We start from the raw sequence: 14,204 nt of genomic DNA on the forward strand, positions 1-14,204 counted from the left end.
TGCACCGGCTACTGACCGCAGTTGCTGGGGCTTGCCGCGCCCCTTGAGACTCCGCCGCCCTTGGTGTTCGTATCACCAGCGCAGCCCGCTAGCCCCCGCACGGCTCAGCTCGCGGAGGTTCGTACCAGGTCGGCGTAGAGGATGATGTTGTCCGGGCGGTGGCCCGCGCGCAGGTCGCCGCCGCAGGTGATGACGCGCAGTTCGGGGCGGGAGGTATCGCCGTACACCCGCTGGGTGGGGAAGTTTTTCTTGTCCACCTGCTGCAGGGTGCGAACGGCGAAGACGGCGGTGGAGCCGTCGGCGCGGTCGACGGTGATGGTGTCGCCGGGACGCACGCGCGCCACGTTGCGCAGGACGGCCGGCCCGTTGACGGTGTCGAAGTGGCCGATGAGTACGGCCGGGCCCGTCTGGCCGGGGGTGACGCCCTCCCGGTACCAGCCGACGCGGTCGGCCTGGGCGACGGAGGGCACCTGGACGGTTCCGTCGGCGGCGAGGCCGAGTTGGAGTACGGGGGAGGTGTCGACGCCGGCGGCCGGGATGCGGACCCGCACGGGCGCGGATGCGGGCAGCGGAGCCGGTGAGGACGTGGGCGAGGGAGCGGATGCGGGCGACGGCGGTGGGGCGGAGGCGGTGATGTTCGCTGCCGGGCCGTGTGCGGCGGGTGCCGGGGTGTCGGCGTGTACGGCGATGACCGTCATCCAGCCGCCGATGGCCAGTGCTGCCGTCGCCGTGGCCGCGATCCAGCGCAGGCGGCTGCGGGAGGGCGGGGACGGGGGCGGGGTGTCCTGGGCCGGGGGCGCGTTCATCGGGGTTCCTCGGGGCTTCCTGGGTTGCGCTGAGGGAGACGCCTGGGGCAGACGCGGAAGGCGGGCCGCCGGTGAGGACCGGTGGCCCGCCAGTGCGGTGGTGACGGGGGATCAGACACCCGCGCGGCGGCGGCGCACCACGTAACCGAGGCCGATCACACCGCCTGCGGCCAGGGCCGCTCCCCCCGCCAGCAGCACGGTGTTCTGCGAGCTGTCGGTGCCCTCGGCGCCCGCGGCGACGGCGCCGGTGGGGACGACCTTGGTCTGGGTGGCCGTGGTGGTCCGGGTGGTGCCCGTACCGGTGCCGGTGCCCGTGTTCAGGCAGTCCTTGGGGAGCTTCGGGAAGGGCGTCGTGCGCCAGGGGGAGTCGCCGCCCTGGTTGTTGTCGAGGAAGAGCGGGGAGGCGCTGTAGGCCTTCTCGATCTTCAGGCCGTTGGCGGTGTCCTCCGGGCGGTTGCGGTCCACGGTGGACACCGCCTTGCCCTTGCCGTCCCTCAGCACGGCCTTGGGTCCCTTACGGAGGCTGTTGGTCAGGTCGACCGTCCAGCCGCCGAAGCGGGCGGGGATGGTCTGCATCACGGTGCACTTGCCGACGACGGTGACGGTGCCGGTACCGGCGCCCGACCCGGACCCCGTACCCGTGCCGGAACCGCTGCCCGTGCCCGTCCCCACGCAGTCCTTCGGCAGGGCCGGGAACGGCGTCTGGCGCCACGGCGCCGGGTCGCCCTGGGAGCGGTCGAGGAAGAGTGGGGAGGTGGTGTCCGCGTTCTTGATCTTGAGGCCGTTGGCGAGGTCCTCGGGGTGGGCGCGGTCCACGGTGGACACCGTCTTGCCCTTGTCGTCCTTCAGCACGGCCTTGGGGCCCGCCGAGAGGCTGTTGGTCAGGTCGACCGTCCAGCCGCCGAAGGCGGAGGGGATGGTCTGCGTCGCGGTGCAGTGCGTGTCGGTGCCGGACCGGCCGTCGGCGGCGAAGGCGACGGCCGGCGTGAGCAGGGCGCCGGTGAGGGCGGCGGTGGCGACGGCGGCACGGAAGGTGAGGCGGTGGCGCGCGAGCACGGCAGACATGGTGATCCCCCCAGGGATGACAAGAGTGGTGAAGCAAGGAGATCGCCCCGCGGTTTTCCGTCCGGCCCCCCGGTTTCGGCCCTGGCGGTGTGCGATGCAGTTAGTGTGACTGATCACATAACCATGATCGATGCGGGAGCCGTCACCGCTGTGTAACAGCGCGACGGCTCACCTCTCCGGCCGCCAGGCCGCCCCGCCGTTCTCCGGCCGCCCGGCAGGCACCTTGAGCCGGGCTGGACGCCGCGCCCGCCGTCGGTCAACCGGCGAGTGCGCTTGATCAATGACAGCAGGAGGCTTGCCCGCTGCCGGAGCCGTTTCGCTGACATCACCGCTGACATCAACGACCGCGGACGGCGGCGGCAACCAGCAGTCGCGTGCGGCACCGGTGCACGAGGCGTGCCCTGGCCCGGCCGGGTGGAGAACGAACTTGTAAAGCGAAGGTCGTCGGTTCGAATCCGACAGGGGGCTCTGTGCACACCGCGCTGATCTGGGGTTTCTTCCCGGGTAGGCGCTCGGTCGGCCTCGGACTCCTTGTCCGGGGCCGTTTGTGTGTGTGCGGTGCGTGAGCGAAGCGAACCGAGGGGTTCCGTGCTCAACGCGATGATCATGCAACACTTGCGCCGCCCCGAACATGACAGCACAGGAACGTGCGAGAAGGAGCGGCGTCGCGTGACCGTTGCAGGACAGATAGACATCGCGGGACCGGTGGGCAAGCTGCTCCACCGGCGCCCGCTCAAGAACAGCACCGTGATGCAGTCTTTCGGCATCGACCCGGTGTCCGGCGACATCTTCGTGCTCCAGGTGATGGAGGGCGGTCTGACCCTCAGCGGGGAGTCCGGACCGGTCTCCGGCGCTGACCGGCTCGCCCATGGAGACATGTGCGTGACGCGCCTCAACCGGTCGGGCGCGATCGTCGGGTACATGTATCTGCGGGGATTCGGCCACGGTGTCAACCTCGGCGTCGAGAACCGCAGCGGCGTCATCCGCCTGTGGACCGAGACGGCATCCGTGCCCAACAGCAGCAACGAGGGCTTCGGCACCGCCATCACCGACTTCGAGTTCCGGACCGGGACGGTCCTGGACTACGGGTCCTCCCTGCACACCACGCCGTACACGCCCGTGACGGGCGCCCGCGGCGTCACCCCCACCATCGACCGCAGCGCCAATGAGCTCATCGTCCGGTTCAGCACCGGCGGCACGATGTACTACGAGCGGTACGACCTGGCCCAGGCGGCGGCGGGCGTCTTCACGCCGCTCCAGCGCCTGGCCCAGCCCACGGGTCTGGGCGTCTTCCAGGGATACGCGTCCCACAGCGGCGTTCTCTACCTGCTCGACGGGGAGCACTACGACAGCACCGTCACCCCGCCCAGCACTCCGCACAACCCTCCGCCGGGCAACACCTACATCACCGCTGTCGAGTGGGCCACCGGGAACGTCCTGGACCGGCAGCTCATCACCGCCGCGCCGGGCCTCGACTGGCGCGAGCCGGAGGGCATGACCGTGGAAGTGGTGGGCGATGTGCCCTACCTCCACTTCGGTTTCGCCTGCGAGGACCCCGGGCCGCGCACCTGCACCATCGTGTCGCTCTCCGGGGCAGCCGAGGTCGACGGCGTCAAGGTGCTCACCGACTGGCAGACGATTCCCCTCGCCTCCGGTGTCAGCGTCGACCAGAACGCCCCCAAGGGACGGCTCATCAGCGTCAGCGGCGTCACGACGCTCCAGCTCAGCGGCGGGGTCAAGGGCACTTTCAACGCCGACGCGTTCATCGGCACACTGCCCGACACGCTCTCCCCGAGCATGGAGACCCGTTGCAACGTCCCGCGCAACAACAGCGGTGGCTACTGCGTCGCCCGGGCCGAGGCCGGCACCGACCGCCAGCTGCGCCTGTTCGGCGGGACCTCCGCCAACGCCATCACCTGGGCGCAGCTCGACAACTTCAGCGCCGTCTGGCGCTGAAGTCGCCACCCTCAGCCATTCCGCACCCGGCCTCGTCAAGGAGACCAACGACCATGTCCTACAACCGCCGTAGCATCCTCGGTGCCGCTCTCGGCCTGCCCGCCGCCGTCGCCGTCGGCACCGTCGCCACCGCCACCCCCGCGGCTGCCGCCGCCGTCGACGCCACCGCGTGGACCGATCTGGTGCTGGAGCCCGGCATCACCGCGCAGACCGGCGCGACGCCGCAGGTCCGCATCGTCACCATCCTCGGCACCACCTTCCTCCAGGCCCGCGGCGCGATCACCTGCAGCCTCACCGCCGACACCAAGATCGCCACCCTCCCGGCGTCCATGGGGCTGCCCACCTGGTATGTCCGCGCCACGACCCCCCGGAACAACAGCCAGGGCATCAACGCCTGCCGCTTCGAGGTGAACACCGCGGGCTCCGTGACCGTCTACGGCGCCAACAGCGGCAACCCGATCACCTGGGTCCAGTTCGACTCGATCCAGACGATCTGGCGCTAGCTGTTCCGCCGCTGGCTGTTCCGCCGGTGGTTCCGGATGCGGGAAGCCGTCCGGAACCACCGGCACACCCCCGTCGGGTGAGCGGGCTCAGGCCGGCCTGAGCACCGCCGCCAGCACCTCCCGCAGCGCGCCCACCGGGTCCGGTACGGCTCCCGGTGCCCCCCAGGCCACGAACCCGTCCGGTCGCACCAGGACCGCTCCGTCCGTCGTCGTGCCGTACGCCCGTGCCCAGTCGCAGGGCCCGGTTCCCTCCTCCTCGTCGTACGTCAGGTCGGCGTCCGGTCCCGTGCCGATGCGGTACGTCTCGAGGCGTACGCCGTCCGTCACCGCGATGCGGCGGGCCGCGTCGTGCCACCCCGCCGTGGAGCGGGCGTCGCTGAGCAGGACCATGGCGCGTTCGTACAGGTCGAGCGTGGACAGCCGGGCGCTGGAGCGGCGCAGCCAGAGGTGGGGGGCGCGGCTGCCGGGCTCCCCGGTCAGTCGCATCGTTTCGGGGACGACCGCCTGGGCGGGGTCGGCGCCGAGGAGGGCGCCTTCGGGGTAGCGGTAGCCGAGGACGACGTTGAGCATGTCTCTCTTGGGGCCTTGGCCGACCGTTCCGGGCGCGGGGGAGAAGCCCGGGTGGCTGTGTTCCACGGAGCGGGCGGAGGCGCGGGCGCTGGTCGCGATCGCGACCGGGCGCCGTTCGGTGTCGTAGCTCTGCAGGAGGCCGGGTCCGGCCCAGCCGCCGAGGACGGCGGCCAGTTTCCAGGCGAGGTTGTGGGCGTCCTGGATGCCGGTGTTGGAGCCGAATGCGCCGGTGGGGGACATTTCGTGGGCGGAGTCGCCGGCGAGGAAGACCCGGCCGGCCGCGTATCGGTCGGCGACGCGTTCGGCGGCGTGCCAGGACGCCTTTCCGGTGACCTCCACGTCGAGGTCGGGGAATCCGACGGCGCGTCGGATGTGGCGCCGGAGGCGTTCCTCGGTGAACTCCTCGAGGGTTTCGCCGCGCTCGGGGTGCCAGGGTGCGTGGAAGACCCAGCGTTCTTCGTTGTCGACGGGCAGCAGGGCGCCGTCGGCGTCGGGGTCGGTGAGGTAGCAGCAGATGAAGCGCCGGTCGCCGACGACGTCGGCGAGCAGTTTGGAGCGGAAGGTGACGCTGACGTTGGCGAAGAGGGCGCCGGTTCCGGTCTGCCCGATGCCGAGCCGGTGTCTGACGGGGCTGCGCGGGCCGTCCGCTGCGACGAGGTAGTCCGCGCGGACGGTGTAGCGCTCGGCGGTGGCGCGGTCGCGGACGACGGCGGTCACTCCTTCGGGGCCCTGTTCGAAGGATTCCATCTCGTGGAAGTACCTGAGGTCGCCGCCGAGTTCACGGGCGTTGCGCAGCAGGACCGGCTCGAGGTCGTTCTGGCTGCACAGGCACCAGGTGGTGGGGCTGAACCGGGCGAGTCCGCCGCCCGGGTCGATGTGCCGGAACAGCCATTCGCCGGCATCGCCGACGAGTGTCGGGGTCTGCAGGATGCCGTGGTTGTCGGCGAGGAGCGAGGCCGCCGTCTTGATGTCCGGCTCGATGCCGGCCACCCGGAAGAGTTCCATCGTCCGTACGTTGTTGCCGCGTCCACGCGGGTGGATCGAGGTTCCCGCGTGGCGCTCGACGAGGGTGTGTCGTACGCCGTGACGGCCCAGGAACAGGGACATGGACAGGCCCACCAGGGAGCCGCCGACGATGAGGACCGGAACCCGGTGGTCGGCTTCTTGGTGCATCGGTGCCTCCAGGGGCAGGGGTGCGGTTGTGAGGCGCGCTGCAGTTTCCATGCCCTCTGGGAGCGGCTCCGCGTGCGTCCGCGTGGCCAATCACCCGCGTGGTTCATACGAGTCGCGCGTTCGCTGCGGCCGGAACACGATCGAGGAACGCTGACGTCGCGTCACCTGTGGCCGTCGTCGGCTTCTGCCCCGCCGAAGGAGAAGAGCGCAGCATGACCACTACGTCTGAACGTGTTTCAGATCCGCTGACGTCGCAGGTGTCGAAACGGGTCTCCCAGTCCGTGTTCGACGGCTCCCCGCTGCGGGTTCTGTTGCTGGTGGACGTGTACGACGGAGCCCAGCAGCAGTTCCTGGAAGCGTACGAACAGATGTGCAGCGAGATGGCGTCCGTCCCCGGGCATCTCAACGACCAGCTCTGCCAGTCGATCGAGAACCCCTCCCAGTGGCTGATCACCAGCGAGTGGGAGAGCGCCCCGCCCTTCCTCGAGTGGGTGAACAGCGAGGAGCACATGCGGATGGTGCGGCCGCTGCACGGGTGTGTCCGGGACACCAGGTCGCTGCGTTTCCACATCCTGCGGGAGACGGGCATGGGGTCGCCGGCCGCCGGGTCCGCGCCGCGCCGGTTCCGGGTGTCCCCCCGGGTCGGCAACGGTGTGGTCCGTCATGCGCTGACCTTCACGGTCAAGCCGGGCAGTGAGGCGGCCGTCGCCGAGATCCTCGCCAACTACGATCCGCCCGAGGCCCGGGTCAACGACACGACGCGGCTGCGCCGGACCACGCTGTTCATGCACGGCAACCGGGTGGTGCGGACCGTGGAGGTGGAGGGCGATCTGGGGGCGGCCCTGCGGCATGTGGCCCGGCAGCCGGCGGTGCGGGCCGTCGAGGAGGCCATCAACCCGTATCTCGAGCGGGAGCGGGACCTCAACGATCCGGAGTCGGCCCGGGTCTTCTTCACGCTGGCGGCGGTTCCGGCCGTGCACCATGTGACGTCGGATCAGGAGTGTCCGGAGGCCAAGCGGCACGCGTTGTTCTACCCGGCCCGTCAGGGCTGTGGCATGCGGCTGGCCCGGCTGCTGGCGGAGCAGGACGAGGTGCAGGCGGACGACCCGCGCTCTCCGGTCTGCGGCAGCACCATCTTCCAGCGTGAGGACATCGTGGTGCGGCTGATCGACATCCGGGGCGGTCTGGACGCGGACCCTGTTCTGTCCCTGGGCCTTCCCGATTCCGGGCTGGCTGCCGAGCTGACGACCCTTCTCGACGGCCGTGCCGTGGGAGCGGACGGTTCGGCACTCAAGAGCGGCGATCTCGCGCCCTTCCTCCCGTTCGCCCGGATGGACCTCATCACCGACCGCCGGTCGGCGGAGGCCTGACCGTCCCCGTGGCCCGGGGGCCGTGACCCCAGTCGACGCAGCACATCATCGGAGGAAACGACGTGAACAAACCCTGCCCCAGAACTGTCGATCTCAGCGAGATCAAGCCCAACACCAGGCGCGGTGGCGATCTGCGCGCCATGCTCACCCCGGCCACGGTCGGCTCCACCAGCGGCTTCATGGGTGTGGCCATCGTGCAGCCCGGTGACCGCGTCGCCGAGCACTACCACCCGTACTCGGAGGAGTTCGTGTATGTGGTCTGCGGGGAGCTCGAGGTGGACCTGGACGGTGAGCCTCATCCCCTGCGGCCCGAGCAGGGGCTCATGATCCCCGCCTACATGCGGCACCGTTTCCGCAATGTCGGGGATGTGGAGGCCCGCGTCGTCTTCCATCTGGGTCCCCTGGCCCCGCGTCCGGAGCTCGGCCATGTGGACACCGAGGAGACCGACGCCGTGGCGGTCGCGGCGGAGGGAGTCGGGGCGGGCGGTGCCCGGCCGGCCGACCGAGGTCAGGTCCGTTCATGACCCGGCGCGTGGCGGTCACCGGTATAGGCGTTGTGGCACCGGGCGGTATCGGCGTACCGGCGTTCTGGGATTTGCTCGCCAACGGCCGTACCGCGACGCGGGGCATCACCTTCTTCGACCCGACCGGACTCCGGTCGCGGATCGCCGCCGAGTGCGACTTCGACCCGTTGGCCCATGGGCTGGATCCCGAGCAGATCGAACGTGCCGACCGGTACGTCCAGTTCGCCCTGGCCGCGGGCGCGGAAGCCGTACGGGACTCCGGTCTCGACCTCGCCCGGGAGAACCCCTGGCGGGTCGGGGTCTCGCTGGGGACCGCGGTCGGCGCCACCACCCGTCTGGAACACGACTACGTCCTGGTCAGTCATCGCGGGCAGCGCTGGGACGTGGACCACCGTGAGGCGGGTCCGCATCTGCACCGGGCGTTCGCGCCGAGCACGCTGGCCTCGATGGTGGCGGAACGCTTCGGCGTGCATGGGCCGGTGCAGACCGTTTCCACGGGCTGCACCTCGGGGCTCGACGCGGTCGGGTACGCGTTCCACACCGTGGAGGAGGGCCGGGCCGACGTCTGCGTGGCGGGGGCTGCGGACTCGCCGATCTCACCGATCACCATGGCCTGCTTCGACGCGATCAAGGCCACGTCCCCGAACAACGACGACCCCGCACACGCCTCCCGCCCCTTCGACGCCGACCGCGACGGTTTCGTCATGGGCGAGGGTGGCGCGGTGCTGGTCCTGGAGGAGCTGGAGCACGCCCGGGCCCGTGGCGCGCGCGTGTACTGCGAGATCAGCGGCTACGCCACCTTCGGCAACGCCTACCACATGACCGGACTGACCAGCGAGGGCCTGGAGATGGCCAGGGCCATCGAGGTGGCGCTCGACCACGCCCGTCTCGACGGCTCGGCGATCGACTACGTCAACGCGCACGGTTCGGGCACCCGGCAGAACGACCGCCACGAGACCGCGGCCGTGAAGCGGGCCCTGGGCCATCACGCCTACGACACGCCGATGAGTTCCATCAAGTCCATGGTGGGCCACTCCCTCGGGGCGATCGGCGCAATCGAGACCGTGGCCTGTGTGCTGGCCCTGGACCGGCAGGTCGTACCGCCGACCGCGAACTACGAGACCCCCGACCCCGAGTGCGACCTGGACTACGTGCCAGGTGTCGCCCGCGAACGGAGACTGAACAGCGTGCTCTCCGTGGGCAGCGGGTTCGGCGGCTTCCAGTCCGCGGTGATCCTGACCCGGCAAAGGGAGAGGACACGATGAGCGCACCTCACGTCAGGCGCGCCGGCGTCACCGGAATCGGCGTCGTCGCGCCCAACGGAACGAGTACCGACACCTTCTGGAAGTCCACCAAGGAGGGCATCAGCGTTCTGGACCGCATCACCCGCGAGGGGTGCGGGCACATGCCGCTGAAGGTGGCCGGCGAGGTACGTGCCTTCGACCCGTCGGCGGTGGTCGAGGAGCGGTACCTCGTCCAGACCGACCGGTACACGCACTTCGCGATGGCCGCGGCCGACCTCGCCCTGGCGGACGCCCGGATCGGGAGCGCCGAGGAGCGCGGCTCGCCGTTCTCCCTGGGTGTGGTCACCGCGGCCGGATCCGGCGGCGGCGAGTTCGGGCAGCGGGAGACACAGAAGCTGTGGAGCATGGGAAGCCGCTTCGTCGGCCCCTACCAGTCCATCGCCTGGTTCTACGCCGCCAGTACCGGCCAGATCTCCATCCGCCGCGGTTTCAAGGGGCCCTGCTCCGTGGTCGCCGCCGACGAGGCCGGGGGGCTCGACGCCCTGGCGCACGCCGCGCGGGCCGTGGGACGTGGCACCGATGTGATGGTGGCCGGTTCGACCGAGGCTCCGCTGGCCCCCTACTCGATGGTCTGCCAGCTCGGCTACGAGGAGCTGAGCTACGTCGAGGACCCGGCGCGCGCCTACCGGCCGTTCACCGAGGCAGCCTGTGGGTTCGTGCCCGCCGAGGGCGGCGCGATGCTCGTCGTGGAGGAGCAGAGCGCGGCCCGTGAGCGGGGTGTGCCCGTGCGGGCCACCCTGGCGGGGCACGGGGCCACGTTCACCGGTGCCTCCCGCTGGGAGCTGTCCCGGGAGGGACTTGCCCAGGCGATCCGCGGTGCCCTGAACGAGGCGGGGTGCGCCCCGGAGGAGATCGACGTCGTCTTCGCCGACGCGCTCGGCGTACCGGAGGCGGACCGTGCCGAGGCGCTGGCGATCGCCGACGCCCTGGGAACCCATGGCAGGCGGGTGCCCGTCACGGCGCCCAAGACGGGCATAGGCCGCAGCTACTGCGCGGCGCCCGTCCTGGACGTCGCGGCGGCGGTGCTCGCCATGGAGCACGGCCTGATCCCGCCCACCCCCAACGTCGTCGACATCTGCCATGACCTCGACCTGGTGACCGTCCGCGCCCGCGCCGCTGAGCTGCGTACGGCGTTGGTTCTCAGCCGGGGACTCATGGGGTCGAACGCGGCGCTCGTGCTGCGGCACGGCGCGGCCCACTGAGCCGCTGTGAGCCCGCGAAGGCGAATGACCGGCAAAGCGACGCCTCGTAGCGAGGCACCCCTGGAGCAAAGGAGAGCAACCGCATGAGTGACCGCATCACCCTGGAAGAACTGTCCGAACTGATGAAGAAGGCCGCCGGAGTCACCGTCGCCCCGCAGGAGTTGCAGCAGCGGTGCGACTCCGGCTTCGACGCCCTCGGCATCGACTCGCTCGGCCTGCTCGGCATCGTGGGCGAACTGGAGAACCGGCACGGCACCCCCATGCCTCCCGACGCGGAGCGCTGCAAGACCCCGCGGCAGTTCCTCGATCTCGTCAACAGCACCCTCATGGCAGGAGCCTGACATGGCCGGACACACCGAGAACGCCATCACCATCGCCGCTCCGGTGGACCTGGTCTGGGACATGACCAACGACCTGGAGAACTGGCCGAACCTGTTCAGCGAGTACGCCTCCGTGGACGTGCTGTCCCGCGAGGGGAACAGGACCACGTTCCGGCTGACCATGCACCCCGACGAGAACGGCACGGTGTGGAGCTGGGTCTCGGAGCGGGAGACGGATCGCGACACGCTCAGCGTCAAGGCCCGCCGCGTCGAGCCGGGGCCCTTCGCGTACATGAACATCCGCTGGCAGTACGAGGAGGTCCCCGAAGGCACCCGGATGGTGTGGACGCAGGACTTCGCGATGAAGCCTCAGGCGCCGGTCGACGACGCCTGGATGACCGACAACATCAACCGCAACTCGAAGGTGCAGATGGCCCTGATCCGGGACCGCGTCGAGCAGGAAGCCGGCCGCCGGGCACCGATCCGTACCGGCCCGGGCGGACTGAACCGAACGGAGGACTGACCGATGTACCAGGCCCTGATCGTCGCCAAGATGAAGCCGGGATCGGCCCCGGGCATCGCCGAGCTGTTCGCGGAGTCCGACCGGGGAGAGCTGCCGCACCTCGTCGGGGTCACCCGGCGCAGCCTCTTCCAGTTCCATGACGTGTACATGCACCTCGTCGAGACCGACCGGGATCCCGGCCCCGCCATCGCCAAGGTGACCAAACACCCGGAGTTCCGGGACCTCAGCGACCGGCTGCAGGCGTACGTCAGCGCGTACGACCCCGAGACCTGGCGTGCCCCGAAGGACGCGATGGCGCAGCGCTTCTACCTCTGGGAGCGGGACGCCGGCGCCTGACCCTCCCCACGGCCTGCGGCCGCCGGGCCCGCGACGAACGCGGACCCGGCGGCCCGGGCGGGACCGGTCAGGAAGGGGCCCTCGGCCCTGCGGTCATCCCTGGACCGTGCAGTCGAACGCGTGCAGGTAGGGGTTGACCGGGCTGATCGAGTCGATGACGAGCCCCGCGGCGGTGATCCGTTCCGCCATGCTCTTCGTGGTGTGCTTGGCCCCGCCCACATTGAGGAGCAGCAGCAGGTCCATGGCGGTGGAGAACCGCATCGAGGGCGTGTCGTCGACGAGGTTCTCGATGACCACGACGCGCGCCCCGGGCCCGCCCGCCGTGGCGACGTTGCGCAGCGTTCGCGCGGTGCTGTCGTCGTCCCACTCCAGGATGTTCTTGATGATGTACACATCCGCCCGGACCGGAACGGCCTCGCGGCAGTCGCCGGCCACGATGCGCACCCGGGCGGCGAGCGCGCCGCCCTCGCGCAGCCGGGGGTCGGCGTTGTCCACCACGCGTGGCAGGTCTAGCAGGGTGCCGTGCATGGACGGGTACTTCTCCAGCAGGCTCGCCACCACATGCCCCTGGCCGCCCCCGATGTCCGCGACGGAGGCACTGCCCGACAGGTCGAGCAGGTGTGCGACCTCCCGCGCGGACTGCTCGCTGGAGGTCGTCATGGCGCGGTTGAAGACCTCGGCGGACTCCGGGGCGTCCTCGTGCAGATAGGTGAAGAACTCCTTGCCGTACAGGGACTGGACGACGTCGCGGCCGGTGCGCACGGCCTCGTCCAGCCGCGGCCAGGCGTCCCAGGTCCAGGGCTCGGTGCACCACAGGGTGATGGCGCGCAGGCTGCCGGGGTCGTTCTCGCGCAGCAGCCGGGAGGTGTCGGTGTGCGCGAAGGTGCCGTCCCCGTGCTCGGCGAAGACGCCGTAGCAGGTCAGGGTGCGCAGCAGCCGCCGCAGGGGTCGGGGTTCGGTCTTCACCGCGGCCGCGAGGTCCTCCACGGCCATGGGGCGCTCTCCGAGTGCGTCGGCGACCCCGAGGCGGGCCGCCGCGCGGAGTGCGGCGGCGCACGCCGCCCCGAACACGAGTTCCCTCAGCTGCATGGAGGGCGTCGGGGCAGGGCTTACGGTCGTCATGTGCTGCCTTTCCTCTCTGGGTCCGTACGGCGGCGGGGCCGGTCCGTCAGCACAGTCCCGCGGGCTTGGAGGCCCCGCAGGTGTTGGCGTGGAAGGTGTTGCCCTTGCCGACGTCCCCGTTGACGAGGTCCGCCGGGGTGTTGCGCCGCACCGTGTTGCCGGTGATCTGGTTGCGGTCGTTCGTGGCGCCGACCATGCTCTTGAAGAGCACGATGCCGCCCGACAGCGGGGACTTGCCTGCGTGGTCCGTGATGGTGTTCCGGGTCACCAGGGTGTCCTCGGCGCCGGTCAGGACGATGCCGGAGCCCTGCAGCAAGGGCAGCCGTGCCGTCTTCGGGCAGTACTTGTTGTTCTGGTGGATGAGGTTGTCGCTCACGGTCAGGGCGCCGGCCCGCGGGGTGTTCTCGTCCCCGACGAGGAAGAGCGCCGCGCAGTTGGCGGTGAGGTCGTTGCCCGTGACGGTGAGGTGTCTGAGGCGGCGGACGGTGACGCCGACCCGGTTGCCCTGCAGATGGTTGCGGGCGATCACCGCGCCCTTGGCGTCCGTGGCCCCGCCCTCCGCGGCGACCGTGTTGGCGAGGAACAGGCCCGCCTCGCCGTTGTTCAGGGCGGTGTTGTCCAGGAACACGCCGCGGGTGGAATGGTCCTGGGCGATGCCCCACGCCTTGTTCTTCTCGGAGGTCACCCGTTGGACGGTCAGCCGGTCCGTCCAGGTCGACCACAGGCCGCTCTTGGGGAAGCCGGACAGGGCGAGGGAGCTGACGGTGACGTCCGTGACGGGGTTGGCCCGTGTCCCCTCCACGCAGATGCCGTTGCCAGCCTTCGCGCAGGCGTTCGAGGTCACTCCGTCGGCCGGTTGGAGCACGGTGCTGCGGCCCATGCCGCGCAGGGTCAGCCCGGAGGTGCTCACCCGGACGCTCTCGTGGTAGGTGCCGGCGGAGAGGAGGATGGTGTCCCCCGGCTTGGCGGCGTCCACCGCCCTCTGGATCGAGTCGCCCGGACGCACGGTGCGGGTGCTGGGAGTTGCGGGGAGGGGGTCGGCGAGGGCGCCGCACCCCGACGCGACGAGCGCTGCGACACACGCGAGGTAGGCGAGATGGCGTTTCGTCATATTGGGTACGCTATGACCGGATAAGTCGCCGAATGTCGGATCGGCCATACGGGGGCGTGTCTCGAGGCCGGACGCCCTGGTGTGCCGCCGCTGCCGGCGTACGCCCGAAGCTTCGGTCACCGCGCCGGCGTGCACCGGCTGCCCGGGGCCGTCGGTCAGCCGCGCAGTGCGCGCCCGATCTCCAGCCGGACCGGCGCCAGCGGCCGGCCGTCCTCGATGTCCCACAGGCAGTTCTGCAGCACCCGGCCCAGCGTCCAGGCCAGCTCCGCGACGAACGCGCGCCCCGCCTCCCGGTTGAATTTCTCCTGAGAAGCGACCA

At 70.7% G+C, this 14,204-nt stretch carries 14 protein-coding genes and 1 pseudogene; 9 read left to right on the forward strand and 6 right to left on the reverse strand.

Going from position 1 to position 14,204, the window contains the following annotated elements:
• Nucleotides 1–104: 104 nt before the first annotated feature.
• The gene (locus ACZ7L1_RS25175) at nt 105–806 is read right to left on the reverse strand and encodes a class F sortase (RefSeq protein ID WP_471440273.1); all 702 of its coding nucleotides are present in this window, start codon (nt 804–806) and stop codon (nt 105–107) included.
• Nucleotides 807–917: 111 nt separating this feature from the next.
• Nucleotides 918–1,871 carry a hypothetical protein gene (locus tag ACZ7L1_RS25180; protein ID WP_471440274.1) on the reverse strand — a complete coding sequence of 318 codons (954 nt, stop codon included), beginning with the start codon at nt 1,869–1,871 and terminating at the stop codon, nt 918–920.
• A gap of 669 nt (nt 1,872–2,540) precedes the next feature.
• Between ACZ7L1_RS25180 and ACZ7L1_RS25185 the strand changes: the two genes are divergently transcribed.
• Together ACZ7L1_RS25185 and ACZ7L1_RS25190 are read left to right on the forward strand one after the other, a co-directional pair.
• On the forward strand, nt 2,541–3,827 hold the full coding sequence (locus ACZ7L1_RS25185) for a phage baseplate protein (protein ID WP_471440275.1): 1,287 nt from the start codon (nt 2,541–2,543) through the stop codon (nt 3,825–3,827).
• A gap of 53 nt (nt 3,828–3,880) precedes the next feature.
• The gene (locus ACZ7L1_RS25190) at nt 3,881–4,330 is read left to right on the forward strand and encodes a hypothetical protein (protein ID WP_471440276.1); all 450 of its coding nucleotides are present in this window, start codon (nt 3,881–3,883) and stop codon (nt 4,328–4,330) included.
• A gap of 87 nt (nt 4,331–4,417) precedes the next feature.
• On the opposite strand, the gene ACZ7L1_RS25195 is transcribed toward ACZ7L1_RS25190, so the two are convergent.
• Nucleotides 4,418–6,073 carry an FAD-dependent oxidoreductase gene (locus ACZ7L1_RS25195; protein ID WP_471440277.1) on the reverse strand — a complete coding sequence of 552 codons (1,656 nt, stop codon included), beginning with the start codon at nt 6,071–6,073 and terminating at the stop codon, nt 4,418–4,420.
• A gap of 212 nt (nt 6,074–6,285) precedes the next feature.
• Between ACZ7L1_RS25195 and ACZ7L1_RS25200 the strand changes: the two genes are divergently transcribed.
• From ACZ7L1_RS25200 to ACZ7L1_RS25230, 7 genes are all read left to right on the forward strand, one after another.
• A complete protein-coding gene (locus tag ACZ7L1_RS25200) occupies nt 6,286–7,443 on the forward strand; it encodes a SchA/CurD-like domain-containing protein (RefSeq protein WP_471440278.1) in 1,158 nt (385 codons plus the stop codon).
• A gap of 62 nt (nt 7,444–7,505) precedes the next feature.
• Nucleotides 7,506–7,967, forward strand: coding sequence for a cupin domain-containing protein (locus tag ACZ7L1_RS25205; RefSeq protein ID WP_471440279.1), 462 nt, complete (start codon nt 7,506–7,508; stop codon nt 7,965–7,967).
• Complete coding sequence (locus ACZ7L1_RS25210; RefSeq protein ID WP_471440280.1) at nt 7,964–9,232, forward strand: beta-ketoacyl-[acyl-carrier-protein] synthase family protein; 1,269 nt, start codon at nt 7,964–7,966, stop codon at nt 9,230–9,232. The genes ACZ7L1_RS25205 and ACZ7L1_RS25210 overlap by 4 nt, the downstream gene beginning before the upstream one ends.
• Complete coding sequence (locus ACZ7L1_RS25215) at nt 9,229–10,473, forward strand: ketosynthase chain-length factor (RefSeq protein WP_471440281.1); 1,245 nt, start codon at nt 9,229–9,231, stop codon at nt 10,471–10,473. Before ACZ7L1_RS25210 ends, ACZ7L1_RS25215 begins: the two co-directional genes overlap by 4 nt.
• 83 nt (nt 10,474–10,556) lie before the next feature.
• Nucleotides 10,557–10,814 carry an acyl carrier protein gene (locus ACZ7L1_RS25220; protein ID WP_471440282.1) on the forward strand — a complete coding sequence of 86 codons (258 nt, stop codon included), beginning with the start codon at nt 10,557–10,559 and terminating at the stop codon, nt 10,812–10,814.
• Between the two features lies 1 nt (nt 10,815).
• Nucleotides 10,816–11,316: an SRPBCC family protein gene (locus ACZ7L1_RS25225; RefSeq protein ID WP_471440283.1), complete on the forward strand. Its 501-nt coding sequence runs from the start codon at nt 10,816–10,818 to the stop codon at nt 11,314–11,316.
• Between the two features lie 3 nt (nt 11,317–11,319).
• Complete coding sequence (locus tag ACZ7L1_RS25230) at nt 11,320–11,652, forward strand: TcmI family type II polyketide cyclase (RefSeq protein ID WP_468248427.1); 333 nt, start codon at nt 11,320–11,322, stop codon at nt 11,650–11,652.
• A 93-nt stretch (nt 11,653–11,745) separates the two neighbouring features.
• Here ACZ7L1_RS25230 and ACZ7L1_RS25235 read toward each other — a convergent pair whose 3' ends face one another.
• The 3 genes and pseudogenes from ACZ7L1_RS25235 to ACZ7L1_RS25245 form a co-directional block, all read right to left on the reverse strand.
• A complete protein-coding gene (locus tag ACZ7L1_RS25235; protein WP_471440284.1) occupies nt 11,746–12,774 on the reverse strand; it encodes a methyltransferase in 1,029 nt (342 codons plus the stop codon).
• Nucleotides 12,775–12,820: 46 nt separating this feature from the next.
• A complete protein-coding gene (locus tag ACZ7L1_RS25240; RefSeq protein WP_471440285.1) occupies nt 12,821–13,885 on the reverse strand; it encodes a right-handed parallel beta-helix repeat-containing protein in 1,065 nt (354 codons plus the stop codon).
• 155 nt (nt 13,886–14,040) lie between these two features.
• Nucleotides 14,041–14,145, reverse strand: a pseudogene (locus ACZ7L1_RS25245) (hydroxyurea phosphotransferase); the annotation flags it as partial.
• Between the last annotated feature and the right edge of the window lie 59 nt (nt 14,146–14,204).

The organism is Streptomyces sp. NPDC107546 (assembly GCF_055639175.1).

What these genes read in the sequence shown, in the direction of transcription:
- ACZ7L1_RS25195 (WP_471440277.1), bottom strand. Translation starts at nt 6,073, where the DNA reads ATGCACCAAGAAGCCGACCACCGGGTTCCGGTCCTCATCGTCGGCGGC.
- ACZ7L1_RS25220 (WP_471440282.1), top strand. Translation starts at nt 10,557, where the DNA reads ATGAGTGACCGCATCACCCTGGAAGAACTGTCCGAACTGATGAAGAAG.
- ACZ7L1_RS25230 (WP_468248427.1), top strand. Translation starts at nt 11,320, where the DNA reads ATGTACCAGGCCCTGATCGTCGCCAAGATGAAGCCGGGATCGGCCCCG.
- ACZ7L1_RS25240 (WP_471440285.1), bottom strand. Translation starts at nt 13,885, where the DNA reads ATGACGAAACGCCATCTCGCCTACCTCGCGTGTGTCGCAGCGCTCGTC.
- ACZ7L1_RS25200 (WP_471440278.1), top strand. Translation starts at nt 6,286, where the DNA reads ATGACCACTACGTCTGAACGTGTTTCAGATCCGCTGACGTCGCAGGTG.
- ACZ7L1_RS25180 (WP_471440274.1), bottom strand. Translation starts at nt 1,871, where the DNA reads ATGTCTGCCGTGCTCGCGCGCCACCGCCTCACCTTCCGTGCCGCCGTC.
- ACZ7L1_RS25235 (WP_471440284.1), bottom strand. Translation starts at nt 12,774, where the DNA reads ATGACGACCGTAAGCCCTGCCCCGACGCCCTCCATGCAGCTGAGGGAA.
- ACZ7L1_RS25215 (WP_471440281.1), top strand. Translation starts at nt 9,229, where the DNA reads ATGAGCGCACCTCACGTCAGGCGCGCCGGCGTCACCGGAATCGGCGTC.
- ACZ7L1_RS25210 (WP_471440280.1), top strand. Translation starts at nt 7,964, where the DNA reads ATGACCCGGCGCGTGGCGGTCACCGGTATAGGCGTTGTGGCACCGGGC.
- ACZ7L1_RS25190 (WP_471440276.1), top strand. Translation starts at nt 3,881, where the DNA reads ATGTCCTACAACCGCCGTAGCATCCTCGGTGCCGCTCTCGGCCTGCCC.
- ACZ7L1_RS25225 (WP_471440283.1), top strand. Translation starts at nt 10,816, where the DNA reads ATGGCCGGACACACCGAGAACGCCATCACCATCGCCGCTCCGGTGGAC.
- ACZ7L1_RS25175 (WP_471440273.1), bottom strand. Translation starts at nt 806, where the DNA reads ATGAACGCGCCCCCGGCCCAGGACACCCCGCCCCCGTCCCCGCCCTCC.